Annotated in this window: 25 protein-coding genes and 1 tRNA gene; 14 read left to right on the top strand and 12 right to left on the bottom strand. The window is 66.6% G+C overall.

Going from position 1 to position 24,799, the window contains the following annotated elements:
* Window positions 1–14: 14 nt before the first annotated feature.
* Window positions 15–1,253, bottom strand: a complete 1,239-nt coding sequence (gene pepT, locus AO684_RS09800; protein ID WP_054302561.1) for a peptidase T — start codon at window positions 1,251–1,253, stop codon at window positions 15–17.
* Between the two features lie 176 nt (window positions 1,254–1,429).
* On the opposite strand from pepT, the gene AO684_RS09795 reads away from it, so the two are divergent.
* Together AO684_RS09795 and AO684_RS09790 are read left to right on the top strand one after the other, a co-directional pair.
* Window positions 1,430–2,215: a lytic transglycosylase domain-containing protein gene (locus AO684_RS09795; protein WP_369814589.1), complete on the top strand. Its 786-nt coding sequence runs from the start codon at window positions 1,430–1,432 to the stop codon at window positions 2,213–2,215.
* Between the two features lie 59 nt (window positions 2,216–2,274).
* Window positions 2,275–2,349 (top strand) — tRNA-Glu (locus AO684_RS09790).
* 322 nt (window positions 2,350–2,671) lie between these two features.
* Here AO684_RS09790 and AO684_RS09785 read toward each other — a convergent pair.
* Complete coding sequence (locus tag AO684_RS09785) at window positions 2,672–2,878, bottom strand: DUF1127 domain-containing protein (protein ID WP_054302559.1); 207 nt, start codon at window positions 2,876–2,878, stop codon at window positions 2,672–2,674.
* Window positions 2,879–2,965: 87 nt separating this feature from the next.
* Here AO684_RS09785 and AO684_RS09780 point away from each other — a divergent pair, with 87 nt between their 5' ends.
* Complete coding sequence (locus AO684_RS09780; RefSeq protein ID WP_054302558.1) at window positions 2,966–3,853, top strand: LysR family transcriptional regulator; 888 nt, start codon at window positions 2,966–2,968, stop codon at window positions 3,851–3,853.
* The gene (locus AO684_RS09775) at window positions 3,837–4,796 is read left to right on the top strand and encodes a P1 family peptidase (RefSeq protein WP_054302557.1); all 960 of its coding nucleotides are present in this window, start codon (window positions 3,837–3,839) and stop codon (window positions 4,794–4,796) included. Before AO684_RS09780 ends, AO684_RS09775 begins: the two co-directional genes overlap by 17 nt.
* On the opposite strand, the gene AO684_RS09770 is transcribed toward AO684_RS09775, so the two are convergent.
* Window positions 4,793–5,422 (bottom strand): LysE family translocator, encoded by a 630-nt coding sequence (locus AO684_RS09770; RefSeq protein WP_054302556.1) that lies wholly within the window; start codon window positions 5,420–5,422, stop codon window positions 4,793–4,795. The two genes, AO684_RS09775 and AO684_RS09770, sit on opposite strands and share 4 nt — an antisense overlap.
* A 94-nt stretch (window positions 5,423–5,516) precedes the next feature.
* Between AO684_RS09770 and AO684_RS09765 the strand changes: the two genes are divergently transcribed.
* Together AO684_RS09765 and AO684_RS09760 are read left to right on the top strand one after the other, a co-directional pair.
* Window positions 5,517–5,963, top strand: coding sequence for a methylated-DNA--[protein]-cysteine S-methyltransferase (locus AO684_RS09765; RefSeq protein ID WP_054302555.1), 447 nt, complete (start codon window positions 5,517–5,519; stop codon window positions 5,961–5,963).
* 87 nt (window positions 5,964–6,050) lie between these two features.
* Window positions 6,051–6,887 (top strand): DMT family transporter, encoded by an 837-nt coding sequence (locus AO684_RS09760; RefSeq protein WP_054302554.1) that lies wholly within the window; start codon window positions 6,051–6,053, stop codon window positions 6,885–6,887.
* On the opposite strand, the gene AO684_RS09755 is transcribed toward AO684_RS09760, so the two are convergent.
* Complete coding sequence (locus AO684_RS09755; RefSeq protein WP_054302553.1) at window positions 6,884–7,591, bottom strand: phosphatidylcholine/phosphatidylserine synthase; 708 nt, start codon at window positions 7,589–7,591, stop codon at window positions 6,884–6,886. The two genes, AO684_RS09760 and AO684_RS09755, sit on opposite strands and share 4 nt — an antisense overlap.
* Window positions 7,592–7,793: 202 nt before the next feature.
* Here AO684_RS09755 and AO684_RS21995 point away from each other — a divergent pair, with 202 nt between their 5' ends.
* On the top strand, window positions 7,794–8,096 hold the full coding sequence (locus tag AO684_RS21995; RefSeq protein WP_200907800.1) for a hypothetical protein: 303 nt from the start codon (window positions 7,794–7,796) through the stop codon (window positions 8,094–8,096).
* A 30-nt stretch (window positions 8,097–8,126) separates the two neighbouring features.
* On the opposite strand, the gene AO684_RS09745 is transcribed toward AO684_RS21995, so the two are convergent.
* A complete protein-coding gene (locus tag AO684_RS09745) occupies window positions 8,127–8,513 on the bottom strand; it encodes a helix-turn-helix domain-containing protein (RefSeq protein WP_054302551.1) in 387 nt (128 codons plus the stop codon).
* 106 nt (window positions 8,514–8,619) lie between these two features.
* Between AO684_RS09745 and AO684_RS09740 the strand changes: the two genes are divergently transcribed.
* Complete coding sequence (locus tag AO684_RS09740) at window positions 8,620–9,246, top strand: NAD(P)-dependent oxidoreductase (protein ID WP_054302550.1); 627 nt, start codon at window positions 8,620–8,622, stop codon at window positions 9,244–9,246.
* A gap of 3 nt (window positions 9,247–9,249) precedes the next feature.
* Here AO684_RS09740 and pyrF read toward each other — a convergent pair whose 3' ends face one another.
* Window positions 9,250–9,945 (bottom strand): orotidine-5'-phosphate decarboxylase, encoded by a 696-nt coding sequence (gene pyrF, locus AO684_RS09735; RefSeq protein WP_054302549.1) that lies wholly within the window; start codon window positions 9,943–9,945, stop codon window positions 9,250–9,252.
* 118 nt (window positions 9,946–10,063) lie between these two features.
* On the opposite strand from pyrF, the gene AO684_RS09730 reads away from it, so the two are divergent.
* The 4 genes from AO684_RS09730 to AO684_RS09715 are packed head-to-tail and all read left to right on the top strand — an operon-like array spanning window position 10,064 to window position 13,318.
* A complete protein-coding gene (locus tag AO684_RS09730; RefSeq protein WP_054302548.1) occupies window positions 10,064–10,972 on the top strand; it encodes an ROK family protein in 909 nt (302 codons plus the stop codon).
* Window positions 10,966–11,679 carry a copper homeostasis protein CutC gene (locus AO684_RS09725; RefSeq protein ID WP_054302547.1) on the top strand — a complete coding sequence of 238 codons (714 nt, stop codon included), beginning with the start codon at window positions 10,966–10,968 and terminating at the stop codon, window positions 11,677–11,679. The genes AO684_RS09730 and AO684_RS09725 overlap by 7 nt, the downstream gene beginning before the upstream one ends.
* Window positions 11,680–11,723: 44 nt before the next feature.
* A complete protein-coding gene (locus AO684_RS09720) occupies window positions 11,724–12,497 on the top strand; it encodes a hypothetical protein (protein ID WP_054302546.1) in 774 nt (257 codons plus the stop codon).
* A complete protein-coding gene (locus AO684_RS09715; protein WP_054302545.1) occupies window positions 12,494–13,318 on the top strand; it encodes a hypothetical protein in 825 nt (274 codons plus the stop codon). Before AO684_RS09720 ends, AO684_RS09715 begins: the two co-directional genes overlap by 4 nt.
* On the opposite strand, the gene AO684_RS09710 is transcribed toward AO684_RS09715, so the two are convergent.
* Entirely contained in the window at window positions 13,285–13,677 is a 393-nt protein-coding gene (locus tag AO684_RS09710) for a hypothetical protein (RefSeq protein ID WP_054302544.1), read from the bottom strand. The two genes, AO684_RS09715 and AO684_RS09710, sit on opposite strands and share 34 nt — an antisense overlap.
* A gap of 295 nt (window positions 13,678–13,972) precedes the next feature.
* Between AO684_RS09710 and clpB the strand changes: the two genes are divergently transcribed.
* Window positions 13,973–16,588, top strand: coding sequence for an ATP-dependent chaperone ClpB (clpB, locus tag AO684_RS09705; protein WP_054302543.1), 2,616 nt, complete (start codon window positions 13,973–13,975; stop codon window positions 16,586–16,588).
* 74 nt (window positions 16,589–16,662) lie between these two features.
* On the opposite strand, the gene AO684_RS09700 is transcribed toward clpB, so the two are convergent.
* From AO684_RS09700 to AO684_RS09680, 5 genes are all read right to left on the bottom strand, one after another.
* Window positions 16,663–17,571 carry a transglutaminase family protein gene (locus AO684_RS09700; protein WP_054302542.1) on the bottom strand — a complete coding sequence of 303 codons (909 nt, stop codon included), beginning with the start codon at window positions 17,569–17,571 and terminating at the stop codon, window positions 16,663–16,665.
* A gap of 5 nt (window positions 17,572–17,576) precedes the next feature.
* Complete coding sequence (locus tag AO684_RS09695) at window positions 17,577–19,943, bottom strand: circularly permuted type 2 ATP-grasp protein (protein WP_054302541.1); 2,367 nt, start codon at window positions 19,941–19,943, stop codon at window positions 17,577–17,579.
* A gap of 32 nt (window positions 19,944–19,975) precedes the next feature.
* On the bottom strand, window positions 19,976–23,410 hold the full coding sequence (locus AO684_RS09690; RefSeq protein ID WP_054302540.1) for a DUF2126 domain-containing protein: 3,435 nt from the start codon (window positions 23,408–23,410) through the stop codon (window positions 19,976–19,978).
* Window positions 23,411–23,564: 154 nt separating this feature from the next.
* Window positions 23,565–24,185, bottom strand: coding sequence for a thiamine phosphate synthase (locus tag AO684_RS09685; protein ID WP_054302539.1), 621 nt, complete (start codon window positions 24,183–24,185; stop codon window positions 23,565–23,567).
* A 30-nt stretch (window positions 24,186–24,215) separates the two neighbouring features.
* Complete coding sequence (locus tag AO684_RS09680; RefSeq protein ID WP_054302538.1) at window positions 24,216–24,566, bottom strand: TfoX/Sxy family protein; 351 nt, start codon at window positions 24,564–24,566, stop codon at window positions 24,216–24,218.
* Between the two features lie 67 nt (window positions 24,567–24,633).
* Here AO684_RS09680 and AO684_RS22220 point away from each other — a divergent pair.
* A partial coding sequence (locus tag AO684_RS22220; protein WP_369814588.1) for a TrmH family RNA methyltransferase occupies window positions 24,634–24,799 on the top strand: 166 nt, incomplete at its 3' end.

Below are 24,799 nucleotides of genomic sequence, written 5' to 3'. Positions count from 1 at the left end.
CTGCGCGCCGGGCGTCAGCCTCGCACGGCCATCCCGGCCAGCCGCAGACAGACCCGTGTCGCGGCGGCCATGTCCTGCACGCTGATCCATTCCAGCGGGCCGTGAATTTCCTGCATGCCGGTAAAGATATTGGGGCAGGGCACGCCCATCTCGGTCAGGCGGGAGCCGTCGGTGCCGCCGCGGATCGGGACGCTGACCGGGGCGATGCCCTCGGCCTCGCAGGCGGCGCGGGCGAGGTCGACCGGCGTCATGTCCTTTTCCAGCCAGTAGCGCATGTTGCGATATTGGGCGCGGATTTCGCAGGCCACAGCCGCGCGCGGTTCGGTCGCGGCCAGCGCATCACAAGCCTGACGCAGCAGGGCGCCTTTGGCCTCTAGCCCGTCCAGTTCAAAATCGCGCAGGATGAAGCGCAACTCTGCCTCGGCGGCGGTGCCGGTAATCTCGTAAAGATGCAGGAAACCTTCGCGCCCGTCTGTCAGTTCGGGCACCAGCGCCTGTTGCGGCAGCAGGTTCACCAGCTTCGCCGCCAGATGCAGCGCATTGACCAGCTTGCCCTTGGCATAACCCGGATGCGCGGAAACCCCGGTGATCTTCACCACCGCCCCGTCTGCCGAAAAGCTTTCATATTCCACCTCGCCCACCTGTCCGCCATCCAGCGTATAGGCGAAATCGGCGCCCAGATCGGCGGGCAGACTCTTGTCAACGCCCCGGCCGATTTCCTCGTCCGGGGTGAAGGCCAGCCGCAGCTTCGGATGCGGGATCGACGGATCGGCCAGAAGATGCCGCGCCATCGTCATCAGGATCGCCACACCCGCCTTGTCATCGGCGCCCAGCAGCGTGGTGCCGCTGGCGGTGATGATGTCATGGCCAAGCTTGTCGCCCAGATAGGGCGAGACCTCGGGCGACAGCACCAGCCCCGGCGCATCGGCAAAGCTGATCGTGCCGCCGTTGTAACGGCGGTGCACCACCGGCTTCACGCCGGTCGCATTGAAGGCGGGCGCGGTGTCGACATGGGCCAGAAAGCCCACCACCGGACCGTCCGCAGTGGCGGGCACCGTGGCCAGCACCGCGCCATAATCGGTGATCTGCACATCAGCCGCGCCGATGCCCGTCAGCTCCTCCGCCAGTAGGCGCGCCATGTCGAGCTGGATCGTCGTGCTGGGCGAGGCGGTGCCGCGCTCGTCGCTCTGGCTGTCGATGGCGGCATAACGCACAAGGCGGGTTTCCAGTTCGGTGTCGAATTCTGCGGTCATGGGGCCTCCGGCTTTCGGGGGCATGAGGCGCGCGGTACGCGGGCCTGTCAAGGCGCTGGCGGCAATGTGATGCGCAGGGTGGCAGGCTGACGAAACAGACGCTTGCGCGCCAAGGGCCAGCCCGTAGACTGAGGAAAACCCACCAAGGAGTTCTTCAGGTGTTTTCTTTCAAGGGGATTGCGGTTGCGGCTCTGGCCGTGCTGGGCCTGTCCGGTGTGGCGGCTGCTGCGCCGTGCAGCAATACCGGGGCCGATTACGAAAGCTGGAAGCCCGTCATGGCGCAGGAGGCGGCAGCGGCCGGGGTCGGTGACAAGGGGATCGCCGCGCTGATGGGGTCGAGCTATGCCAGCAAGACCATCGCCGCCGACCGCAATCAGAAAAGCTTCAAATACTCGCTGCAAAAGTTCATGCAGGTGCGCGGCGCCGATACGATCGTGGCGCAGGGCCGCAAGCGCAAGACGCAGAATGCCAGTTTCTATCAGGCGCTGGAGCAACGCTATGGCGTGCCTGCCGGCCCGCTGCTGGCCATTCACGGGATGGAGACGGGCTTCGGCGGTTTCATGGGGGACAGCAATGTCGTCTCGGCCATCGCGACCCTGGCATATGACTGCCGCCGCAGCGAGTATTTCACCGACCACCTGATCGCCGCGCTGATGCTGGTGGATCGCGGCGTGATCTCGCCGAAAACGGTGGGCGCGAAGCATGGCGAGGTGGGCCACACCCAGTTCCTGCCGGGCAACGTGCTGCGCTATGGCGTGGACGGTGACGGCGACGGTCGGGTGGACCTGACCAAACAGGCCGACGCCCTGGCTTCGACCGCCAATTTCCTCGCCCAGAAGGGCTGGCGCCCCGGCGCGGGCTATCAGGAGGGAGAGCCGAACTTCGCCGTGATCAAGCAATGGAACGCCGCGACCGTGTACCAGCAGGCCATCGCGATCATGGGCGCGAAAATCGACCGCTAGGCGCAAAGATTCCTCTTGCGCCCGCCCGGTGGCTGCTCTAATCAGCCGCCACCGGCCATGGCCCGTTCGTCTATCGGTTAGGACGTCAGGTTTTCAACCTGAAAAGAGGGGTTCGACTCCCCTACGGGCTGCCACTTTAATCTGCAAGTTTCTGATTTTGCTGCGAAATTACAGATCGCCGAAATCCTGCGACTTAACTGCTCCAGCGAAAATCCGGTATCTTCGGTCCCGCCGCAGGGCGAAAGCGATCAGGCATTCGTGAGCAAAAAGCTGGCGCGGTTTCATCGCTCGGGCTGGCCGGGCAACACAACGGCCAGTGTTTCGCGAACTCGCGGTAGCAAGTAGCAAAATGACGTGTGCCCTTGTCTGCTTCCCATCGGCTTACCCGCAGCACGGTTACAGCAAGGAAATCGGTCCGTCCTGCCCCTGGCAGCCAGGCGACGTGCTGCGCCCGTGTCAGACGGCCGGGTTTTCCCCTTTGGCGTCACACATGTTGATAAACTGCGGATGCGCATCCATCCCTGCCACCATCGCTTCTACCTCGGTGCGGGTCAGGCCGATATCGTGGATCAGGTGGTCGTCGGGTTTGGCCAGCAGACGGGCGAGCGACCGGCGCGCGGCGTGGTGGTCGCGCCAGCGGCGCAGGGCAGCGAGGATGGGCATGGCGGTCTCCTTTCCGGCAGGCTCCCATGCTGGTTGACTTCAATCAAACGAATAGGCTTTATGCTTGATATCATCTGAATTGATATTATGACCCCGCTCGACTCCGATCTTCTGCGCAGCTTCCTGACCCTCGTCGAAGAGGGCAGCGTCACCGGCGCCGCCGCGCGGCTGGGGCGCACGCAATCGGCGGTCAGCATGCAGTTGAAGCGGCTGGAGGATCACGCAGGCCACAGCCTGTTCCTGCGGGCGCCGCGCGGGCTGGTGCTGACCCCGGCGGGCCAGCGCCTGCTGCCCCATGCGCGGACTGCCGTCGCGGCGGTGGCGCGCGCGGCCGAGGTGATGGAGGACCGTGCCGAAACCGCGCCGCTCCGGCTGGGTCTGCCGCCGGAATATGTGGAGCAGTTGCTGCCGCGTCTGGTGCCCGCCATGGCCAATCTGCATCCCGAGGCGCAACTGACCCTGCGCAGCGATTATTCCATCCCCGGCCTGGCCGCGCTGGAGGCGGGAGAGCTGGATTTCATGATCTACTTCGACACGGTGGTGCAGCCGGGGCAGGGCGAGTTGCTGGCGATGGACCCGACGGTCTGGGTAACCTCGCGCCAGCATGCGCAGCACCTGCGCCGCCCCTTGCCAATTGCCAGCTATCTGGAGTCGGACTGGTGCCAGAGCCATATGATCGGGTCACTGGAACGGCGGGGCATCGAGTGGCGTTCGGTGTTCGAATGCGACACGACGCACGGGTTCTGGACGGTGGTGCGGCAGGGATTCGCGGTGGTGGCGCTGGCCCGCAGCGCCATCCCGCCGGATTGCCGCGAACTGACCGAGGCTGAGGGCTTTCCGCTGGTCGATGCCTCTTGCGTGATGCTGCGGCGGCGCGCGGGGGTGGAGGGGCCGGCGGCCGACAGCCTTGCCATCCTGTTGCGCCAGATCTTTGCCACCCTGCCGGAAGGAACCGCCCATGCCGCGCGCCCGTGATCTTGGAGTAACCATCGGCCGCTTCGCCCCCGGCCCGCTGAACGCCATCACCGATGTTCCGGGCGTGCGGATCGGCCATGTGACGCTGATCGAGGGCGACCGCACGCGCACCGGCGCCACTGCGATCCTGCCGCATGGCGGTAACCTGTTCCGTGACCGGGTTTCTGCCGGGTTTGCCGTGCTGAACGGCTTTGGAAAATTCGCGGGATCGACCCAGGTGCAGGAGTTGGGAGAGCTGGAAACCCCGGTCCTGCTGACCAACACGCTGGCGGTAGGGCGCGCGATGGAGGCGCTGGTCGCGCATGTACTGGCGCTGCCGGGGAATGAAACGGTCACTTCGATCAATGCCGTGGTGGGCGAGACGAATGATTCCGGGCTGAACGACATTCGTGCGGCCCGCCCGACCGTGGCCGAGATGCGGCAGGCGCTGGAGGCCGCCAGTTCTGGCCCGGTGGAGGAAGGTGCCGTGGGGGCCGGGACGGGCTGCATCGCCTTCGGGCTCAAGGGCGGGATCGGCACCGCGTCGCGCCGGGTCGACGGGTATATGCTGGGTGTGCTGGTGCAGGCCAATTACGGCGGGACCCTGCGGCTGGACGGTCGGGCCGCGCCGGAAACCTCTGAGGCGGATACCGACGGCTCCATCGTGATCGTGATGGCCACAGATGCGCCGCTGTGCCCACGCAACCTGACACGGCTGGCAACCCGCAGTTTCGCGGGGCTGGCGCGCACCGGATCTGCGCTGTCGAACGGTTCGGGCGATTACGCGCTGGCCTTCGCCACCACGCGGGGCCTGATGCCGAACGAGATGATGTCGCCGCTGTTCGAGGCTGCCATCGAGACGACGGAAGAGGCGATTCTGAATGCGCTTCTGATGGCGGGCGATATGCGGGGCTGGGATGCGGCGACGCGCCAGCCCCGGCAGGTCCGGGGCCTGCGGCTTTAGGCGGCGCGGCGCATGGCGGCTGTGGCGATACCCATGGCGACAAGCGCGCCGCCGCCCGCTTGGGTCAGGCCGCGCATCACTGCCGGGCGCGCGATCCGCTGGCGTAGCCGGTCGGCCAGCAGGGCATAAGCCAGCACGTTCAGCGTGGCGAGGGTGACGAAGGTTGTCACCAGAACGGCGAATTGCGGCGCCAGAGGCTGCCCGGTCACGATGAACTGCGGCACGAAGGCGATGAAGAAAACAATGGATTTCGGGTTCAGCGCGGTAACGGCTGCGGCATGGCCAAAGACCTGCGCGGGCTGCGCCGCGCTGTGCGCTGCTACCGTGCCAAGGGTTGCATCGGGGGCGCTGCGGAACAGCTTGATGCCCAGCCAGACCAGATAAGCGGCCCCGATCCATTTGAGCGCGGTGAACAGCTTGGCGGAGGCCAGCACCAGGGCCCCCAGCCCGGCAAGCGAGGCGCTCATCGCGATGAGGTCGCCAAGGGCCACACCTGCGGCGGTGGCCAGTGCCACGCGGCGCCCCTGGCTCAGCGCATAGCTCAGCACCAGAAAGACGGTCGGTCCCGGTATCATCAGCAGAACGGTCGAGGCGGCGACAAAGGTCAGCCAAAGCTGGAAGGACAAGGGCGGCTCCTGTGTGCAGAGGGGGAAGTCAGCCATGGCGCACCGGCGCTGTAAAGCTCTTTCCCTTGCCGCCCGCCGATGCCATGCTCAGCGGATGGATACGACCTTGCACAGCCCCTTCGGCCCTCTCTCTCTGCGCGAGCGCGACGGTATTCTGGTGGCGCTGGACTGGCGGCCGGGGCAGGATACCGCTACGCCGCTGGTGGCCGAGGGCTTGCGCCAGCTTGCCGAATATTTCGATGGCAAGCGCGTGATCTTCGATCTGCCTCTGGACTGGGGGCAGGGGATTCATGCGCAGGTGCGCCGTGCCATGGCTGCCATTCCGCTGGGCGAAACCCGCACCTATGGGGAGATTGCTCTTGAGATCGGGGCTCCCGCGCAGGCGGTTGGACAGGCCTGCGGCGCCAATCCTCTGCCGATCCTCATTCCCTGCCACCGGGTTCTGGGCCGCAACACGCTGGGCGGCTTTTCTGCCCCCGGCGGGGTGGAAACCAAGGTGGCGCTGCTGCGCTTCGAAGGGGCCGCCGGATTGCTGATCTGATCGCCCGTACCGTCACAAATCTGTCGCAAACCTGATTGAAGCCACTTCCGCCCCGGCCTAAGCCAAGGCAGGGAAACGGAGGCAGGCGTGAGCATTGGCGTTCTTCTGGCGGTTCTGGGCGCCGCCTTTCTGCATGCGCTGTGGAATGCGCTGATCAAGCTGGGCACCTCGAAGATCGGGGCCATGGTCATCCTGTCTGTGGCGGAAATCCCCATTGGGCTGGCCATCGCCCTGCCGCGCCCCGCCATCGCGGCGGAGGCCTGGCCCTGGGTGATCGGGGCTGCCTGCACGCATTTCTTCTACAAGACCTTTCTGACCCTGGCCTATGACCGGGGCGATCTGTCGCGCGTCTATCCTATCGCGCGGGGGGCGGCACCGATGATCGTGGCGCTGGTGGGGGCGGTGGCCTTGTCGGATCAGGTGACCGGCCCGCAATATGCGGGCATCGCGCTCCTGGCGGGGGGAATTGGCCTGATGGCGCGGGGCGTCTTTACAGATGGCGAAAGCCGCCGGTTGCTGCCCTTCGCCTTTGGCTCTGCCATGGCGACGGCGACCTACACGCTGCTCGACGGGCTGGGCGCGCGGATTTCGGGCGATGCGATCAGCTATGTCGCCTGGGTCTTCGTGGCAGACGGGCTGATCTTCACGTTGGGCAGCCTTGCGCTGCGCGGCACCGCCGTCCTGCCCCGTGCGCCCCGCGCCTGGGTGGTGGGCAGCTTTGCGTCGCTGGCTTCTTACGGGTCATATGCCATCTCGATCTGGGCCATGACGGTGGCGCCCATCGCCGTGGTGGCGGCGTTGCGCGAAACCTCGATCCTGTTTGCAGTGCTGATCGGATGGCTGGCCTTTGGCGAGCGGATGACCCGCGACAAGGCGATTGCCGCGCTGATGATCGTGGCCGGGGTGATCGTGACGCGGCTTTAGGAAATCCGGCGCGCGCCGCGTTCCGGGATGATCTGCTGCGCGATACCCGCGAAGGTCAGGTAAAGCGAGGTCAGCAGCAATCCGTAATGCGCCCAGCTGGCCGGGTGAAAATCGACCCAGGCCGCCCAGCCGGCAAAGAAGGTCCATGCCAGCGACATCGGCAAGGTGATCTCGCGCCAGCGCTGCGTCCGGGTGGGGTGGACGAATTTCAGGTTGGTGAACATCGCAATGGTCAGCGCGATGACGAAGACGAGGATGGTGCCCTCGCCCGGACGCACCGCAAACATCACCAGAACGAACATGTTCCAGCAGGCGGGGAAGCCGGCGAAGGAGTAATCTTTCGTCTTCATCCGCGTATCGACGAAATAGACGACCGAGCCATAGGTGATGACGATGATCGCCAGCCAGCCGGTCCAGCCCGGCAGCAGCCCGGATTTGAACAGGGCGAAAGCAGGGATGAACACATAGGTCAGGTAGTCGATGATCAGATCCAGCAGCACCCCGTCATAGGTGGGCCAGTTGTGCTTCACGTCGTATTTGCGCGCCAGTGGGCCATCGACCCCGTCGACGAACAGCGCCACCACCAGCCACAGGAACATGAGATCCCATTTGCCATCGACGGCAGCCAGCATGGCCAGCATGGCCAGAACGGCGCCGGTGGCGGTGAACAGATGGACGAGCAGGGCCTGAATACGTAATGACATTCGACCATTTCACCCATCGGGCCGCGAAAATCAACCGCAACTGCGGCCGGAGAGGCCATTGCCTGCCTGGTTTCACGGAGGGCGCGATGATGCGCCGCGCGCCGCAGGAACCGGCCCGGCCCGGATAGTGCGGACGCTGAAAGGGAACCTGTCGCGCGCCAGTGACGTTGATTGTCCAGAAACCCAAGCAAGGGAAAACATGATGACCGACAACAACATGCGCGAGGTCTCGCCTCGGACGACCCATATTCATACCTCTGAAAACCGTGGTTTTGCCACCGGCTTCATGCTGTTCGTACTCGGCGGCGTGGTGGCAGTTCTGGCTATTCTCTGGTTCGCTCTGGGCGAGCCGACGAGCAGCCCTTCCACCGCTCCGGCATCGCAGGGCGGGGATGTGAACCTGACCATTGAGAATCCGGCTCCCGCGGAAGTACCCGCTCCGGCCGAGAACGCCGCCCCGGCTGAAAATGCTGCTCCGGCGACCGAAGCTCCTGCCGGGAACTAAGGTTGCGGGCAGAGCCAGCAAAAGGCCCTGTCAGGCCGCGCCCTCTGCGATGGGTGCGGCCTGACGCGCATCATAACGGGCGCGCGATTCCCAGACGGCAGGCTGATGCGTCGTCGCCCAGTCGCGCAAAGGCTCCAGCCGCGAAATCAGACCCGTGCCCAGATCCGTGACCGCATATTCCACCTGAGGCGGCGACAGGGGCAGAACGGTGCGGGTGATCAGCCCGTCCCGCTCCAGCTGGCGCAGGGTCACCGACAGCATGCGTTGCGAAATCCCGTCAACGACCCGCCGCAAGGCGTTGAACCGGCAGGGGCCATTCGAGAGTTCCAGAAGCACCAGCAAGGACCAGGCATCGCCGATCCGGTCCAGCACATCCCGGATCGGGCAGGGCTGGTTGCTAAGGTCGCGTGGCGGCATGGCGGTTCCCCCGGTGTTACCATGTGACGAAAGAATGCGTCTTCCCGCAGACCGGATCGGGCCGTATCTGGTTACTTATCGTAACCTGAATGCAAGGAAACAGGCAATGAAGATCTTTCTGATTGGCGCAAGCGGCATGATCGGGTCGCGTATTCTGGCAGAAGCCGTAGCGCGCGGGCATGAGGTGATCGCAGGGGCGCGGCGGCCAGAACGCATTGCGGCTTCGGCGCAGGTGCATCCCGTGGCGGTGGATACCGCTGATCCCGAAGGACTGGCCGCGCAGGCCGCGCAGGCGGATGTGATTGTCGCCGCCGCCTCGCCGCGCAGCACCGGCGATGCGGTGGCCGAGATGGGCCAGATCGGTGCGGCGGTGATGCAGGCGGCAAAGGCAAGTGGCAAGCGTCTGGTGCTGGTTGGCGGTGCCGGATCGCTCAACCTGCCTGATGGCAGCCCGCTGCTGCCGCATCTGCCGCAGGAATACAAGGCCGAGGCGACCGGCATGAAGGCCGTGCGCGACCGTCTGCGCGACTCGGATCTTGACTGGACGTTCTTCGCCCCCGCGGGGCTGATCCAGCCGGGCGAGCGGACAGGCAGCTTCCGACTGGGCACCGATACGCTGATTTCCGACGCCGAGGGCAACAGCCGCATTAGCGCCGAGGATTATGCCGTGGCTTTGGTGGACGAGCTGGAAACCCCCGCCCACCGGCGCGGCATGATGACGATCGGCTACTGAGCCTCAGCGCGGGGGCAGTTCCGCGATGACGGCGCGGGCGGCGGCAGCCGGATCGTCGGCCTGCCACACCGGGCGGCCTACGACGATGTGATCGGCGCCGTCGCCGATGGCTTGCGCCGGGGTCGCCACGCGCTTCTGGTCGCCCAGCGCGGCCCCAGCGGGGCGCACCCCCGGCGTCACGATCAGCCGCCCCGCCGCCTGCGGCAGCGCGCGGATCATCGCGGCCTCCTGCGGGCTGGCGATCACGCCATCCGCCCCGGCCTCCAGCGCGCGGGCGGCGCGTTCCAGCGTGATTTCGTGGATGTCGCCCGGCACGATCAGGTTCGCATCCAGATCGGCCCGGTCGAGCGAGGTCAGCACCGTCACCGCAAGGATTTTCGTGTTGCTGCCGCGCCGCCCCTCGGCCGCTGCGCGCACCACCTGCGGGTCGCCATGCACGGTCAGGAAATCGAGGTCATATTGCGCGATGCCGCGCACCGCCGCCTCGACCGTGGCGCCGATGTCGAACAGTTTCATATCCAGAAACACCCGCTTGCCGCGTTCCTGTTTCAACTCGTTCGCCAGCGCGAAGCCGCCGCCGGTCAGCATCCCCAGCCCGACCTTGTAAAAGGAAACCGCATCGCCAAGGCGATCAGCCAGCGCGAGGCCCTGCACGACATTCGGCACGTCAAGCGCCACGATCAGACGGTCGTCGCTCATCGGATACTCCTTTTTCGGGGTGGTCCGGGGCGGTTTGCCGCCAAGGCGGCGGGGTGTCAACAGGTGGCTGGGCGGCACCGGCAGGAGAATGCTAAGGAAGGCGGGGCAGGAGGCGCAGATGCTGGCAGTTTTCGATATCGGTGGCACGAAGATCCGCGCGGCAGCCTCGTCCGCGCCGGGGCGGCTTGGTCCTGTACAGGATATGCGCACCCCGCGCGAGGATCTGGCAGGGTTCACCGCCACGCTGGCCGGAGCCATCGCCTCGATGGGGCCGGGGGTGCAGGGCATCGCCATTTCCATCGCGGGCTGTGTCGATCCGGTGTCGGGGCGAATGAAGGTCGCCAATATCCCCTGTCTGGATGGCCGCGTCCCGGCTGAGGATCTGGGCGCGGCACTGGGCCTGCCGGTCTGGATCGGCAATGATGCCGATTGCTTTGCCCTGGCCGAGGCCGCCGAGGGCGCGGGGCGCGGCCATCGCACGGTCTTCGGCGTGATCCTTGGCACTGGCGTCGGTGGCGGGCTGGTGATCGACGGACGGCTTGTGACCGGGGCCGGAGGGTTTGCCGGGGAATGGGGCCACGGGCCTGTGCAGGATCGTATGCCGCTGGGCCATGCCCTGCCACGCTTCACCTGTGGTTGCGGGCAGGAGGGGTGTCTGGACGCCATCGGCGGCGCGCGCGGGATCGAACGCCTGCACCGGCACCTGCATGGCCAGGCGCTGCCCGCCGAGGCGATCACGACCGGCTGGCAGGCGGGTGATGCGGCGAGTTCGGAAACCGTGGCAGTGTGGCTGGAGGTGATGGCCGGGCCACTGGCCATGGTGTTGAACGTGGTCGGCGCGACTTCTGTGCCGGTTGGCGGTGGGCTGGCGCGGGCGCCGGGGCTGGTGGCGGCGCTGGATGCCGCCGTTTCGGCGCGGCGGCTCTGGCAGGCGACGGGTCCGGTTGTGGTGCCTGCGGTGCTGCCCGGTGATCCGGGGCTGGTGGGGGCAGCCCATGCCGGCTGGCAGGAGCTGGCGCCATGCTGATCGAAGTCTGCGCCGCTACGCCCGAAAGCATCGCCGCCGCCTTCGCGGGCGGGGCCGGGCGGATCGAGCTGTGCTCCGCGCTGGAACTGGGCGGCCTCACGCCCTCCGCCGGGCTGATGCGTCAGGCGGCGGGGTGCGGCCTGCCGGTCTTCGCCATGATCCGCCCCCGCGCCGGGGATTTCTGCTGGAGCACGGCAGAGCTTGACCTGATGTGCGACGACATCGCCACGGCCCGCACCGCAGGCATGGCAGGGGTAGTGCTGGGTGCCTCGCGCCCCGATGGGCGGCTGCACGGCGCGGCGCTGGCGCGGCTGGTGTCGGCGGCGGATGGCATGGGGCTGACCCTTCACCGCTGCTTTGATCTGACGCCGGACCGGGCCGAGGCCGTGGAAATGGCAGTCGCTCTTGGCTTCCACCGCATCCTGACTTCCGGCCATGCCCTGCGGGCCGAGGACGGGCTGGCCGCACTGGCCGAGGTGCAAAGCCTTGCCGCGGGGCGGTTGTCGATCATGGCGGGCTCGGGGGTGACGGCGGCCAATGCCGCGCGTTTCACGGCATTGGGGCTGCGTGAACTGCACGCTTCCTGTGCCGCGCCGCGTCCTGCGCCTGCCGCAGCCATTGCTTTCGGCTTTACCGCGCCTGAAATCCGCGAAACCCGCGCCGATCTGGTGGCCGCTCTTGTACGCGCTGCCGCATTGACAAGCTGAGCCCGCCGGGGTTCGATTCCGCCAAACCCGAGACGAGGCACGCCATGCAGATCAACATGACCTTCGACCGCCCCGAAGAAGGGCCGGGTTCCGGCCCGATCACCGTGGGCTGGTTCCTGACCAGCGACAAGGGCGCCGTGCTTTACGACCCGCCCGAACGTGTCAGCTTTCGCCAGACCAACCGCACGCATGCCAAATCGGCCAGCCGCTGCCCCGGCGTGATCCAGCTGGAAAGCCGCTATTTCATGGTGAAATGCCCTTTCGACATGCAACTGGGCTTTGGTCGCGATGAGAAAGGCAAGCCGCATCTGATCAACCGTGCGGGCACGGCCTCGCCCATCCGGCCCAGCAAGCTGAACGAAGTGCTGACCCTGGTGAACGAGGCGGAATGGCGCTACCCCGACCGTCCGACGATCCAGATGATCCTGCCCTATTGCTTCATTGCCGACGAGCTGGTCTATGTGACGCAGCTTTCAGCCTTCATGCATTACCGCCGCGATCCGCTGCCGGGCACGATCTTCGGCGGGCGCTTCCCGCTGAACATCTGGCCGCGCCCGCTGATGTGGGCTTTCGAATGGCACGAGCCGCAGAAGGACATCATCCTCAAGCGCGGTGAGCCGCTGTTCTATGTGCAGTTCGAGGGCAATGGCCCCGACCGCCCGGTGCAGGTGGTTGAGGCTGAGCGTACGCCGGAATTGCAGAAATACATGGAACAGATCGGCGGCGCAGTGAACTACGTCAATCAGACCTTTGGCCTGTTCAAGGCGGCCGAGGCGTTGCGCCCGGCGAAGCTGCTGACCCCCAAGACCCGCGAATGACCTGGCGGTCGTCGCTGGAGGTCTGTGATCCGCAGACCGGCGATTGCCGGGTGATACTGCGCAGCGACAGGCTGATCGAGGCCCCGAACTGGCACCCGGAGGGCTGGTTCCTGGTCAATGGCGACGGCGGATTGTGGCGAGCTTCCGCCACCGGGCTGGAGCAGATCGTCACGCCCGGGGGGCTGCGCTGCAACAATGACCACGGCTTTCTGCCTGATGGCAGCATCGTCTTTACGGCGCATACAGACGAGGGACCGGGTATCTACCGGCTGTCCGGGGGCGGGGTGCAACAGATTGTGGAGCGGCGCCCTTCGTGGTGGCACGGGGCCCATGCGCGCCGTGTCGCCTGCGCGGTGGCGCGGGGCGACCGGGTGTTGCGTATCGCCGAAACCGATCTGGACAGCGGTACAGAGCGTGTACTGACCGAAGGCCCCGGCACGCAGGACGGGCCGGATTATTCCGCCTGCGGGCGCCATATCTGGTTCAATTCCACCGCCACGGGCCATGCGCAGATCTGGCGGATGGCGGCTGACGGGCGTGATGCCGTGCCGGTGTTCCGCGATGACCGGGTGAACTGGTTCCCGCACCCTTCGCCCTGCGGGCGGCATGTGGTCTATCTGTCCTATCCACCGGGGACCGGGGGGCACCCGCGCGACCTTGACGTTTCGCTGTGGATCATGCGCCCCGATGGCAGCGACCGGCGGCGGCTGGTCGATCTGTTCGGCGGGCAGGGCAGTCTCAACGTGCCATGCTGGGCGCCGGATGGCCACGCCTTCGCCTTTATGCGCTACGCACCTGCAAGCGGCGGGGCCGGAACATAGGCCGGGGGCGGCAGCGGCTCGCCCCAGACCGAGACATGCACCTCCGCCCCCTCCGGCCCGGCCAGATGCTCGGGGGTCAGGCCCACGATGCGCAGCCGCAGACCGTCGGGTGCCGCCAGCCAGGGTGCCAGCGTGGTCGCCGCGCGCGGACCCAGATGGCCCAGCGTCACCTGCCGCCGATGCGGGATCAGCCCCAATATGTGCCGCCGCACCGAGGCGGTGACCATCAGCCGCCCGTCGTCAGCCGGGTGCAGATGCACGGTGTCGTTCAGGCACAGGCCACTGCGTCCGACATGAAGGGCCAGGCCATGCACGCGGGTCTTGTGCAGGATCGGGATGGGGCGCGTGATGCTCGACATGGGGCTCTTCTCTGGTTGCGGCGGGCAGCATCGCGGTGAAGCACGGGGCTCTGCAAGGTGCTGCGGCATGCACGCGGGGGCTGTGCGCCGGATGTCGCCGGAACCTGCCGCGCGCATCGGCAAGGAAATGACCATTGCGCCGGGCCTGCGGAATCCCGCTTGCGGAAATCTTTGCGCCGGAAGGCCGCAGCCGTCTTGCGCAGCGCGGCGCATGTGCCCATCTGATGCCTGAGGCCGGCGTGGACATGCCTTCCGAGGGTGTTCGCAAGCGGCGCTTTTGAAAGGAGAATTGCCGATGAACATGGAAAAGTTCACGGAACGGTCGCGCGGTTTCCTGCAAGCGGCCCAGACGATTGCAATGCGCGAAAGCCATCAGCGTGTACTGCCTGAGCATTTGCTCAAGGCTCTGATGGATGATGAACAGGGTCTTGCCTCTAACCTGATCCGCCGCGCCGGTGGCGCGCCCGAACGGGTGAACGAGGCGGTCAATGCCACTATCGCCAAGCAGCCCAAGGTTTCGGGCGGCGAGGGCCAGACCTATATCGACCCCTCGCTGGTGCGTGTGCTGGACGAGGCTGAACAGGTCGCCAAAAAGGCGGGCGATGCCTTCGTGCCGGTGGAGCGGATTCTGACCGCGCTGGCGCTTGTGAATACCCGCGCCAAGGATGCGCTGACGGCGGGCGCCGTTACGGCGCAGAATCTCAACGCCGCGATCAATGACATCCGCAAGGGCCGCACCGCCGACAGCGCCTCGTCCGAGGATACGATGGAAGCGCTGAAGAAATATGCGCGCGACCTGACCGAGGCCGCTGCCGAGGGCAAGATCGACCCGATCATCGGCCGCGACGAGGAAATCCGCCGCGCCATGCAGGTTCTGTCGCGCCGCACCAAGAACAACCCGGTGCTGATCGGGGAGCCGGGTGTGGGTAAAACTGCGATTGCCGAGGGCCTCGCGCTGCGCATCGTCGATGGCGACGTGCCGGAATCCCTGCGCAACAAGAAGCTGATGGCGCTGGATATGGGCGCGCTGATCGCCGGGGCGAAATATCGCGGCGAGTTCGAGGAACGTCTGAAAGCCATCCTCAAGGAAATCGAGGCGGCCGCGGGCGAGGTGATCCTGTTCATCGACGAGATGCACACGCTGGTCGGCGCGGGCAAATCGGACGGTGCGATGGATGCGGCGAACCTGATCAAACCCGCGCTGGCGCGGGGCGAGCTGCACTGCATCGGCGCAACCACGCTGGATGAATACCGCAAATATGTCGAGAAAGACCCGGCGCTTGCCCGGCGCTTCCAGCCTGTCATGGTCGAGGAGCCGACGGTGGAAGACACCATCTCGATCCTGCGCGGCATCAAGGAGAAGTATGAACTGCACCACGGCGTGCGGATCAGCGACTCGGCCCTCGTGGCGGCGGCGACGCTCAGCCATCGCTACATCACCGACCGTTTCCTGCCCGACAAGGCCATCGACCTTGTGGACGAGGCGGCAAGCCGTCTGCGCATGGAAGTGGACAGCAAGCCCGAGGAACTGGACCAGCTCGATCGTCAGATCCTGCAACTTCAGATCGAGGCCGAGGCGCTGAAGAAAGAGGATGACGCGGCGTCGAAGGACCGGCTGGAAAAGCTGGAGATGGAGCTTGCCGACCTGCAAGAGAAATCGGCCGGGCTGACCGCCAAATGGCAGGCAGAACGCGACAAGCTGGAAGCCTCGCGCGAGTTGAAGGAACAGCTTGACCGCGCGCGGGCCGAACTGGATCAGGCGAAACGCGAAGGCAATCTGGGCCGCGCGGGTGAGTTGTCCTACGGCATCATTCCGGGGCTGGAGAAGAAACTGGCCGAGGCCGAAGCCCGCGAGGGCGAGGCGCTTGTCAGCGAGGCCGTGCGCCCCGAACAGATCGCCGAAGTGGTGGAACGCTGGACCGGCATCCCGACCTCCAAGATGCTGGAGGGCGAACGCGAAAAGCTGCTGCGCATGGAAGAAGAGCTTGGCAAGCGCGTGATCGGCCAGAAACAGGCGGTGATCGCGGTGGCCAATGCGGTGCGTCGCGCGCGCGCGGGTCTGAACGACGAAAACCGCCCGCTCGGCAGCTTCCTGTTCCTCGGTCCGACCGGGGTGGGCAAGACCGAACTGACCAAGGCCGTCGCCGAATATCTGTTCGACGATGAAAACGCGATGGTGCGGATCGACATGAGCGAATTCATGGAGAAACACTCCGTCGCGCGGCTGATCGGCGCGCCGCCCGGCTATGTCGGCTATGACGAGGGCGGGGTGCTGACCGAGGCGGTGCGGCGCCGGCCCTATCAGGTGGTGCTGTTCGACGAGGTGGAGAAAGCCCACCCCGACGTGTTCAACGTGCTGTTGCAGGTGCTGGATGACGGCATCCTGACCGACGGGCAGGGCCGGACGGTGGACTTCAAGCAGACGCTGATCATCCTGACCTCGAACCTCGGGGCGCGGTCTCTCAGCGAACTGCCGGAAGGCGCCGACCCGACCGAGGCGCGGCGGCAGGTGGAAGAGGCGGTCCGGGCGCATTTCCGGCCCGAATTCCTCAACCGTCTGGACGAGCAGATCATCTTCGACCGGCTGAACCGGGCGGATATGGGCGGTATCGTCGAGATCCAGTTGCGGCGTCTGGAAAAACGGCTGGCGCAGCGCAAGATCGCGCTGGAGCTGGACGCGGATGCGAAAGCCTGGCTGGCGGACGAGGGTTACGACCCGGTGTTCGGCGCCCGGCCGCTGAAGCGGGTGATCCAGCGCAACCTGCAAGATCCGCTGGCCGAGATGATCCTGGCGGGCGAGGTGCTGGACGGCTCGACCGTCAGCGCGACGGCGGGGCCGGAGGGGCTGATCCTTGGCGAAAGGGTCATCGCTTCGCGGCGCGAGAAACCGGCCGAAGTGCGGGTGCATTGATGAAAGGGGGCCTTCGGGCCCCCTTTCCCATAAGGGCGACCCGGCGGATGCCGCTCCCGGCAGGGCGGGCCGGCCTAGGTCGCCCCCTCCTGCTGACCGGGTGGCGGCGCGGGGGTGTCAAGCGGGACCACATCCACCGCGTGCCGGCTGTCCTGCCCGCCTGCGGTGCGGATGGCGCCCAGAACCGGCGCGACATCGGCATAGTCGCGGCCTACGGCGACGGTGATGTAATCGTCACCGGGATATTTGGCATTGGTCGGGTCATATTCGACCCAGCCCATCGCCGCACCGCACCAGGCCCGCACCCAGGCGTGCATGGCATCCACCCCTTGCAGGCGCGGCTGACCCGGCGGCGGATCGGTGCGCAGGAAGCCCGAGATATAGGCGGCGGGAATACCGATCCCGCGCAGCGCGCCGATCATTACCTGCGCGAAATCCTGACAGACGCCATGCCGGTTGGCGAAGGCCAGGGCGGGGGCGGTATTGGCATCGGTCGCGCCCGCATCAAAGCGCATTTCGGCATGCAGGGCCTCGCCAAGGGCGACAACCGTGGCCAGCGTGGTCTCGCGCAGATGCGCGCGGGCGAAATCGACCGCCGCCGCATCGGGCGGGATGCGGGGCGAGGGCGCGCGAAAGTGATGAGGTGCGGCGGGGCCGATATCGGCCAGTGCCGCGAGGTCCGCCGCCAGCGCGGCGGGCGAGGGTGAGGTGTCGGCCAGCGGGGCGGGCACTCCGCGCTCCACTTCTGCTGTCAGGTCGAACCGGCAGGTGGCGACGGGGTCGTGCCAAGCGACTGCCGTGGTGGCATTGCCGAAGAAATCTATCCCGTCGCGCCGTTCATCAGGCGGGGGGGTGATTGTCAGCGCGCTGGTCAGAACCTGCTGATCCGGGCCGTTGCCGGGCATCAGGCGCAAGATGTTGCGCACATGGTCCGAGGCGCCGGGATAGTCATAGTCGATGACAAGGCGGATGGCATAACGCATTTGCATCACCGCAGATAACGCGCGGTCAGAAGGTCGGAGACCTCGTAAAGCCGTCCGCGCAGGGCGATCAGGGTTTCGGTCGTCAAGGTTTCCGGCTGGGCCACCCGCAAATCGGTGTCAAGCATCAGCAGCGCGCGGTCGAGGGCCGAGCCGCGATCCTCGGTCGGGTCATGCGGCAGCTGGGAAACATGCTGGCGCATCTGCACCACCTGCGACAGCACGGCGCGGGGGTTGTTATCATCCAGCATCAGCAGATCCAGCACCGTGCCGTGCGCCGGGCCGAAGCGATAGCGCCGCTGGTGGGTCATCACGCTGTCGCCGACCTCGATGGCGATTTCCAGCGCGCCGGGGGCGGCCGCGGGATCAGCGAAGGTGGTCAGCAGCATGAGCATGGCATCGGCGCGTTCCTGCGCCCGGCCCAGCGACAGGAAGCGCCAGCCCATGAAGTGATACATGTTTTCATGCACCAGGCCGGAAAAGCCCGAGATTTTGCGCAGCAGAACCGTCATCGCATGCGCCGCATCGGCGCCGGGGCCGACCTTGCGGGTCAGCCGGCCCGCTGATTTGAACAGATCGTTCAGCGCCGACCAGGCATCGGGCGAGAAACGGTCGCGCACCTTGGCGGCGCTGTCGCGGGCGGTGCCGATCAGGCCGGGCAGCGCCTCCGGAACCGGCTGATCAAGGCCAAGGCCCAGACCCGCAAGATAGCCTTCCAGCAGTTGCAGCCGGGGGCCGGCAGGATCGGCGGTTTCGGCCAGCCGCAGGTGATAGGCGCGGATCAGGCGGATCGCACCCTCGGCCCGCTCGACATAGCGGCCCAGCCAGTAAAGGTTTTCCGCCGCGCGCGAAGGCAGGGCACCCGCCGTGGCGCGCGGCACGATTTCAGGCGGGACCAGCGTGTCATCAGGCACGGGCGCATCCGCCACCACCCAGACATCTGCGACCGATCCCCCCGCCTGCATGGCCAGCGCCTTGGTATCGGCGGTCTTGCCGATCCGGGCATAGCCGCCGGGCATGAAGGTCCAGCCATCGGGCGTCCGGGCAGCAAAGACCCGCAGCGTCATTGGCCGGGGCACGAGGCGGCCTTCGTGCAGGGCCGGGGTTGTCGAAAGTGTCACCGCCTCCTGCCCGACCAGATCGGCGCCCTCGCGTGCCAGCCGCTCGGCCAGCGCCTCGGTCTCCGCCGGGCCCAGAGCGGTTTCCGCCCCGGTTGCGAAGGGCAGAGCGGCATCCAGCGCCGGGCCGATCATCAGCCGCGCCGCGTTTTCCAGCACGAAATCCCGCTCGGCCGGCTGGCCGCACCACCATGTCGCAATATTCGGCAGGCTGAGCGGTGCGCCGGTCAGCACCTCGCTGATACGGGGCAGGAAGGCCATCATGGCCCGCACCTCCAGCACGCCGGATCCCAGCGCATTCACCAGCCCGAGCCCGCCTGCCCGCAGCGCCTCGATCATGCCCGGAGTACCGATCTGCGAGCTTTCGTTCAGCTCCAGCGGATCGGCAAATTCGCTGTCGATCCGTCGCCAGAGCGCGCCCACCGGCTCCAGCCCGGTGACGGTGCGCACCATGGCCTGACCGTCGCGCACAATCAGATCCTCACCTTCCAGCAGCATGAGGCCGAGGTAGCGGGCGATGTAGGTATGTTCGTAATAGGTGTCGTTGCTGGGGCCGGGGCTGAGAATCGCGGCGCGGCGGCCGGGGCCGGCCTGTGCCTCCAGCGCAGCGCGGAAGGCGCGGAAGAAGCCGGCCAGTCGCAGCACATGGCTGCGCGGCACGAAATCGGAAAACATCCGCGTGGTGGCCATGCGGTTTTCCAGGGCGAACCCGGCGCCCGAGGGCGCCTGCGTCCGGTCGCCCAGCACGAAGAACGACCCGTCGGGGGAGCGTCCGATCTCGAAGGCCAGATGGTGCAGGAAATGGCCCGAGCGGGGCGGAACGCCCACCAGAGGGCGCAGCCAGTGCGGATTGCGCGCCACCAGATCGGCGGGCAGATGGCCGTCCCGCACCAGCCTGCCGGGGCCGTAAAGGTCGGCCATCACGGCCTCAAGCAGTTCGGCGCGCTGTGTCAGCCCGGTGCAGATCTGCCCCCAGTCGGTTTCGGACAGCAGCACCGGAAGATGGCTCAGCGGCCATTCCCGTTCCTGCCCCGGATCATTGGCGTAAAGCCGGAAATAGACCCCGGCATCGCGCAGATACTGATCCCCGCGCGCTGTGCGTTCCGCGATTTCCTCGGCCGGGCGGGCGCCCAGCCAGTCGAGAAGCGGCGCCCAGACCGGGCGCGGGCTGCCATCCGCTGCAAACAATTCGTCCGCAGCGCCGGGCAGCGGTGCGTAGCCACCTGTCAGGTCGGTCGGGGGAGGCAGGTCAGCCAAGGTCGCACTCTCACATTCTGCACAGGGTCAGATTACACCCAAGGCCCGCGCCGCAGGTCCAGCGTCATCGGAAACTCGGGATGCGGCTGTTCGGTTGCAGGGGTATAGGCGCCCGGCGCATGGCCATGCGCCTCGAACCGCGCCAGACGGCGGGCCTCGGCCTCATACCCATTGACCGGGAAGGTATCGTAGTTCCGTCCGCCCGGATGCGCGACGTGATAGACGCAGCCACCCACGGCGCGGCCCGTCCAGTGGTCATAGAGGTCGAAGGTCAGCGGCGCATTCACCGGCAGGACCGGGTGCAGGGCCGCTGCCGGTTGCCAGGCTTTGAAGCGCACGCCGCCCACGCTTTCGCCGCTGGTGCCGGTGCGGGCCAGCGGCACGGGACGGCCGTTGCACATCACGCGGAAGCGGTCTTGCGTCAGCGTCGTCATCTTCACCTGCAAGCGTTCGACCGAACTGTCGGTATAGCGCACCGTGCCGCCGATGGCGCCGGTCTCGCCCAGAACATGCCACGGCTCCAGCGCCTGCCGCAATTCCAGATGCACCGCGCCGAAGTCACTGGCGACCTCGACCTGCCCGCAGAAGGGGAAGCGGAACTCGGCCTGCGCCTGATACCATACCGGATCAAGCTTGAAGCCATGTTCCGCCAGATCATCCAGCAGGCTGAGAAAATCCTGCCAGATGAAATGCGGCAGCATGAAGCGGTCATGCAGCACGGTGCCCCAGCGCACCGGCTTGCTCTTCACCGGCGCTTTCCAGCAGCGCGCGATGATGGCGCGGATCAAAAGTTGCTGAGCAAGGTTCATGCGCGGATGAGGCGGCATTTCAAAGCCGCGGAATTCCACCAACCCCAGCCGCCCGGTCGGGCCGTCGGGGGAATAGAGCTTGTCGATACAGATTTCCGCCCGGTGGGTGTTGCCGGTCACGTCGATCAGGATGTTTCGCAGCAGCCGGTCCACCAGCCAGGGCGGCGGCAGCGGCCCGCCCGCAATCGGATCGCCAATCTGGCTCAGCGCGATTTCCAGCTCGTAAAGGCTGTCGTGCCGGGCCTCGTCGATGCGCGGCGCCTGGCTGGTCGGGCCGATGAACAGGCCCGAGAACAGATAGCTCAGCGACGGGTGGCGCTGCCAGATCAGGATCAGCGATTTCAGCAGGTCGGGACGGCGCAGGAAGGGGCTGTCGTCCATCGTCGCGCCGCCGACAACCACATGGTTGCCACCGCCGGTGCCGGTATGGCGTCCGTCGATCATGAACTTGTCGGCGCCAAGGCGGCTTTGCCGGGCTTCCTCATAGATCGCCTCGGTGGTGGCGACGCAATCCTCCCAGCTGTGGGCAGGATGGATGTTCACTTCGATCACGCCGGGGTCGGGGGCGACGCGGATCACGTTCAGACGCGGATCATGCGGCGGGGCATAGCCTTCGATATGAACCGGCAGGTTCAGGTCGGCCGCCGTCGCCTCGGCGGTGGCCAGCAGTTCGAGGTAATCCTCCAGGGTCTCGCAGGGAGGCATGAACAGACACAGCCGCCCGTCGCGCGGCTCGATGGCGATGGCGGTGCGTACCCAGCCTTGCGCCGGCTCGACGCCTCCTTGCAGTGCGATGCGCTGGCGACGCGGCTCTGCCGGCTTCACCGCGCCCGGTTGTTGATGCCCGTCAGAAACCGGGGGCAGGGTCGCGGCCATCTCGGCCTCTTCCGCCGCGAGCCTGTCAATCTCGGCCTGCACCTCGGCGCGCCGCGCGGCAAGTGTCGCATGGAAATCGGGCAGGGGCGCCAGCGGGATCGAGGTATCGGCCGGATAGCTGTAGGGATATTGTGCTGGCGGGATATAGGGCAGCCCCGCCAGCGGCAGGCGATAGCCCACCGGGCTGTCGCCGGGGATCAGAAACAGATGCCCGCGCCGGGGTTTCCACATCTCGGACCGCCAGCGCGGACCCTGCGCCTGCGCCTGCCAGCGCTGAAGCGGCAGCACAAAGCCCGACGGCTCGGTCAACCCGCGCGAAAAGACCCGCGCGAAACGCGAGCGTTCCTCGGCATCCTTCAGCTTGCTGTTTTCCGGGCTGACATTCGGCGGCAGATTGGCTTCTTTCAGAATCCATTCCGCCGGATCTTCATAGGCCGGCTGCGCGTGTTCGGGGGAAATCCCCAGCTTTTCGGCGAAGCCTTCCATGAAGCGCCCGGCCTCATCGGCGCCGACGCGGTAATCCTGCGCCTCGCGGGCCACCAGATCGGGGTTTTGCCAAACGGGCTTGCCGTCGCGCCGCCAGTAAAGCGAGAAGGTCCAGCGCGGCAGGCTTTCACCCGGATACCACTTGCCTTGCCCGTAATGCAGGAAACCGCCCGGCGCGAAGCGGCTGCGCAGGCGGCGGATCAGCGTGTCGGCACGGTCGCGTTTCGTCGGCCCGACGGCGGCGGTATTCCATTCGGCGGATTCGAAATCGTCGATCGAGACGAAGGTGGGTTCCCCCCCCATGGTCAGCCGCACATCGCCCTCGGCCAGCGCCGCATCGACCTTGCGGCCAAGCTCGTTCAGCCGGTCCCATGCCTCGTCGCTGAAGGGCTTGGTGATGCGCGGATGCTCGGCCACGCGCCGCACCTGCATATCGAAGTCGAAACTCACCTCGGGCGTGCCCAGCGCCGAGAAGCCGCCCGAGATCGGCGCGGCATTGCGGTAGTGCGGGGTCGCGGCCAGCGGGATATGGCTTTCGCCGGTCAGAAGACCGCTCGTCGGGTCCAGCCCGATCCAGCCCGCGCCGGGGATATAGACCTCGACCCAGGCATGCAGATCGGTGAAATCGACCTCGGTGCCCGACGGGCCGTCCAGCGATTTCACATCCGGCGCCAACTGGATCAGATAGCCTGAGACGAAACGCGCGGCAAAGCCCAGATGGCGCAGGGCCTGCACCAGAAGCCAGCTCGAATCGCGGCAGGAGCCGGATTTGACATGCAGCGTTTCCTCCGGCGTCTGCACGCCCGGCTCCATGCGGATCGTATAGTTGACGACCCCGCTGATCTGCGCGTTCAGCGCCACCAGAAAATCGGTGGTCCGCGCCTGGTCGCGCGGCACGCCCGCCAGAAACGCCTCCAGCAGCGGGCCGGCGGGTTCAGGCGTGCGGTAGATCACCAGATCCTCGGCCAGATCGCGCGGATACTCGAATGGCCAGAACTCGGCACTGTCCTCCACGAAGAAATCGAAGGGGTTATAGACCGACATGTCGGCCACCAGATCGACCTCGATGCGGAACTCGGTCACCGGCTCGGGGAAGACGAAGCGTGCAAGCCAGTTGCCGTAGGGGTCTTGCTGGTGGTTCACGAAATGCCCGCCGGGCGAGACCTTGAGACTATGGGACAGAACCTTGGTGCGTGACTGCGGCGCGGGGCGCAGGCGGATGATCTGCGGGCCCAGCGTGACCGGGCGGTCGTATTTGTAATGGGTCAGATGGTGGATGCTGGCATGAATCGCCATGAAAAGCCCCCGTTCGTCGCGTTTGCCCCCAACCTAACGCGGCGCCATCCGGGGGCGAGGGGCTGGGCCTATCCTGCAAGCTTTGGCGGCAATGTCACGCAAAAGCGCCGCCTTGTTGGGCGGCGCCTGACGTCATGCCTGAATTTTGGGCAGGTCAGCCCAGCGGGGCCAGCAGTGCCTTCAGCGCTGCCGCCGCATCCGGGGCCTTCCAGATTTCCTCGCCCACGCCGAAGAAATCGGTGACAGGACCGAATTGCGCCACCAGTTCGGCGGTCAGCGCGCCTTCGGCCACCACCGGCACCTCGATCATCTCGGACCACCACTGGAACAGGTCCAGGTCCACGCGGCTGCCATCGCCCAGAGGTGTTTCGCCCACCGGGCCGAAGCTGACGTAATCAGCGCCTGCCTCGGCCGCGCTGATGCCCTCGTGCCGGGTGGTGCCGCAGAAGGCGCCGATGATGGCATCGTCGCCCAGATCCTTGCGCAGTTTCCGCACATTGCGTGACCCGTCGGTCAGGTGCACCCCGTCGAGGCCCAACCGTTCGACCAGCAGCACATGGTTCTCGATCACCAGCGCCACATCGCGGGCATGGGCCACTTCGCGCAGCGCATCGGCGGCCCGCGCCACCCGGTCCTCGTCGCGCGAGGCGAGCGCAAGACGCACGCAGGCCACTTCCTCGGCGTCCAGCACGGCGGCCAGCCTGTCGGGGAAAATGTCGAGGTCAAACTCGGGCGGGGTGACAAGGTAAAGTTGCGGGCGGTCGGCTTCGGCCATCGGGGCCTCCTGTTGCGGGATTCGCGCCGTTTAGCGCGTTTTCCGGGCTTTGGCTACTTTCGACGGCAGCTCTGCCACGCAATCCAGTGCAAGCCGCATCAGCGCCCCGCGCAAACCATCATCGGCCGCTGTTTCCGGGCTGCATTCCGCCATGACCGACATGGGCCGTCCGCCCATCATCATCTGCGCGACGCCGGGCAGGGCCAGCGCGGCGGCCATCCGATCCTTGCCCACGCGGAACATCGCACCGCCGCTGTAGGCGCCGCAGACCATGTTCCCGGCAAGCATGAAGGCAATGCCGCCGAACATCTTCTGTTCGCGGAAGGGGTGGTCCGCCAGATCATCGCGCAGCATTTGCGCCATTCCCTCGTCATAGGCCATGGCGCTCTCCTTGTTTTGCCGGGGGTTTGAGCGTAGACGGACGCCGCGACAAATCCAGAGGAAACGCATGACAGATCCCGTCCTCATCCTCGTGCGGCCCCAGATGGGCGAGAACATCGGCGCGGCAGCGCGGGCGATGCTGAACTTCGGGCTGACGCGGATGCGCATTGTCGGGCCGCGCGACGGCTGGCCGAACCCGAAGGCCGTGGCCATGGCCAGCGGGGCGGGGCGGG

It is taken from the genome of Gemmobacter sp. LW-1, from assembly GCF_001303875.1.
Classification (GTDB): Bacteria; Pseudomonadota; Alphaproteobacteria; order Rhodobacterales; family Rhodobacteraceae; genus Gemmobacter; species Gemmobacter caeni.
The sequence above is the reverse complement of the archived record's forward strand: the minus strand, read 5'-3'. Positions and strand labels throughout refer to the sequence as shown.

Excerpts from the sequence above, each read along its gene's own strand:
- AO684_RS09715 (WP_054302545.1), top strand. The coding sequence starts at position 12,494 with ATGACCTGGCGGTCGTCGCTGGAGGTCTGTGATCCGCAGACCGGCGAT.
- AO684_RS09775 (WP_054302557.1), top strand. The coding sequence starts at position 3,837 with ATGCCGCGCGCCCGTGATCTTGGAGTAACCATCGGCCGCTTCGCCCCC.
- AO684_RS21995 (WP_200907800.1), top strand. The coding sequence starts at position 7,794 with ATGACCGACAACAACATGCGCGAGGTCTCGCCTCGGACGACCCATATT.
- AO684_RS09700 (WP_054302542.1), bottom strand. The coding sequence starts at position 17,571 with ATGCGTTATGCCATCCGCCTTGTCATCGACTATGACTATCCCGGCGCC.
- AO684_RS09755 (WP_054302553.1), bottom strand. The coding sequence starts at position 7,591 with ATGTCATTACGTATTCAGGCCCTGCTCGTCCATCTGTTCACCGCCACC.
- AO684_RS09730 (WP_054302548.1), top strand. The coding sequence starts at position 10,064 with ATGCTGGCAGTTTTCGATATCGGTGGCACGAAGATCCGCGCGGCAGCC.
- AO684_RS09725 (WP_054302547.1), top strand. The coding sequence starts at position 10,966 with ATGCTGATCGAAGTCTGCGCCGCTACGCCCGAAAGCATCGCCGCCGCC.
- AO684_RS09740 (WP_054302550.1), top strand. The coding sequence starts at position 8,620 with ATGAAGATCTTTCTGATTGGCGCAAGCGGCATGATCGGGTCGCGTATT.
- AO684_RS09785 (WP_054302559.1), bottom strand. The coding sequence starts at position 2,878 with ATGCCCATCCTCGCTGCCCTGCGCCGCTGGCGCGACCACCACGCCGCG.
- AO684_RS09780 (WP_054302558.1), top strand. The coding sequence starts at position 2,966 with ATGACCCCGCTCGACTCCGATCTTCTGCGCAGCTTCCTGACCCTCGTC.
- AO684_RS09680 (WP_054302538.1), bottom strand. The coding sequence starts at position 24,566 with ATGGCCTATGACGAGGGAATGGCGCAAATGCTGCGCGATGATCTGGCG.
- pyrF (WP_054302549.1), bottom strand. The coding sequence starts at position 9,945 with ATGAGCGACGACCGTCTGATCGTGGCGCTTGACGTGCCGAATGTCGTG.
- pepT (WP_054302561.1), bottom strand. The coding sequence starts at position 1,253 with ATGACCGCAGAATTCGACACCGAACTGGAAACCCGCCTTGTGCGTTAT.
- AO684_RS09710 (WP_054302544.1), bottom strand. The coding sequence starts at position 13,677 with ATGTCGAGCATCACGCGCCCCATCCCGATCCTGCACAAGACCCGCGTG.
- AO684_RS09745 (WP_054302551.1), bottom strand. The coding sequence starts at position 8,513 with ATGCCGCCACGCGACCTTAGCAACCAGCCCTGCCCGATCCGGGATGTG.
- AO684_RS09685 (WP_054302539.1), bottom strand. The coding sequence starts at position 24,185 with ATGGCCGAAGCCGACCGCCCGCAACTTTACCTTGTCACCCCGCCCGAG.
- AO684_RS09690 (WP_054302540.1), bottom strand. The coding sequence starts at position 23,410 with ATGGCGATTCATGCCAGCATCCACCATCTGACCCATTACAAATACGAC.
- clpB (WP_054302543.1), top strand. The coding sequence starts at position 13,973 with ATGAACATGGAAAAGTTCACGGAACGGTCGCGCGGTTTCCTGCAAGCG.
- AO684_RS09720 (WP_054302546.1), top strand. The coding sequence starts at position 11,724 with ATGCAGATCAACATGACCTTCGACCGCCCCGAAGAAGGGCCGGGTTCC.
- AO684_RS09765 (WP_054302555.1), top strand. The coding sequence starts at position 5,517 with ATGGATACGACCTTGCACAGCCCCTTCGGCCCTCTCTCTCTGCGCGAG.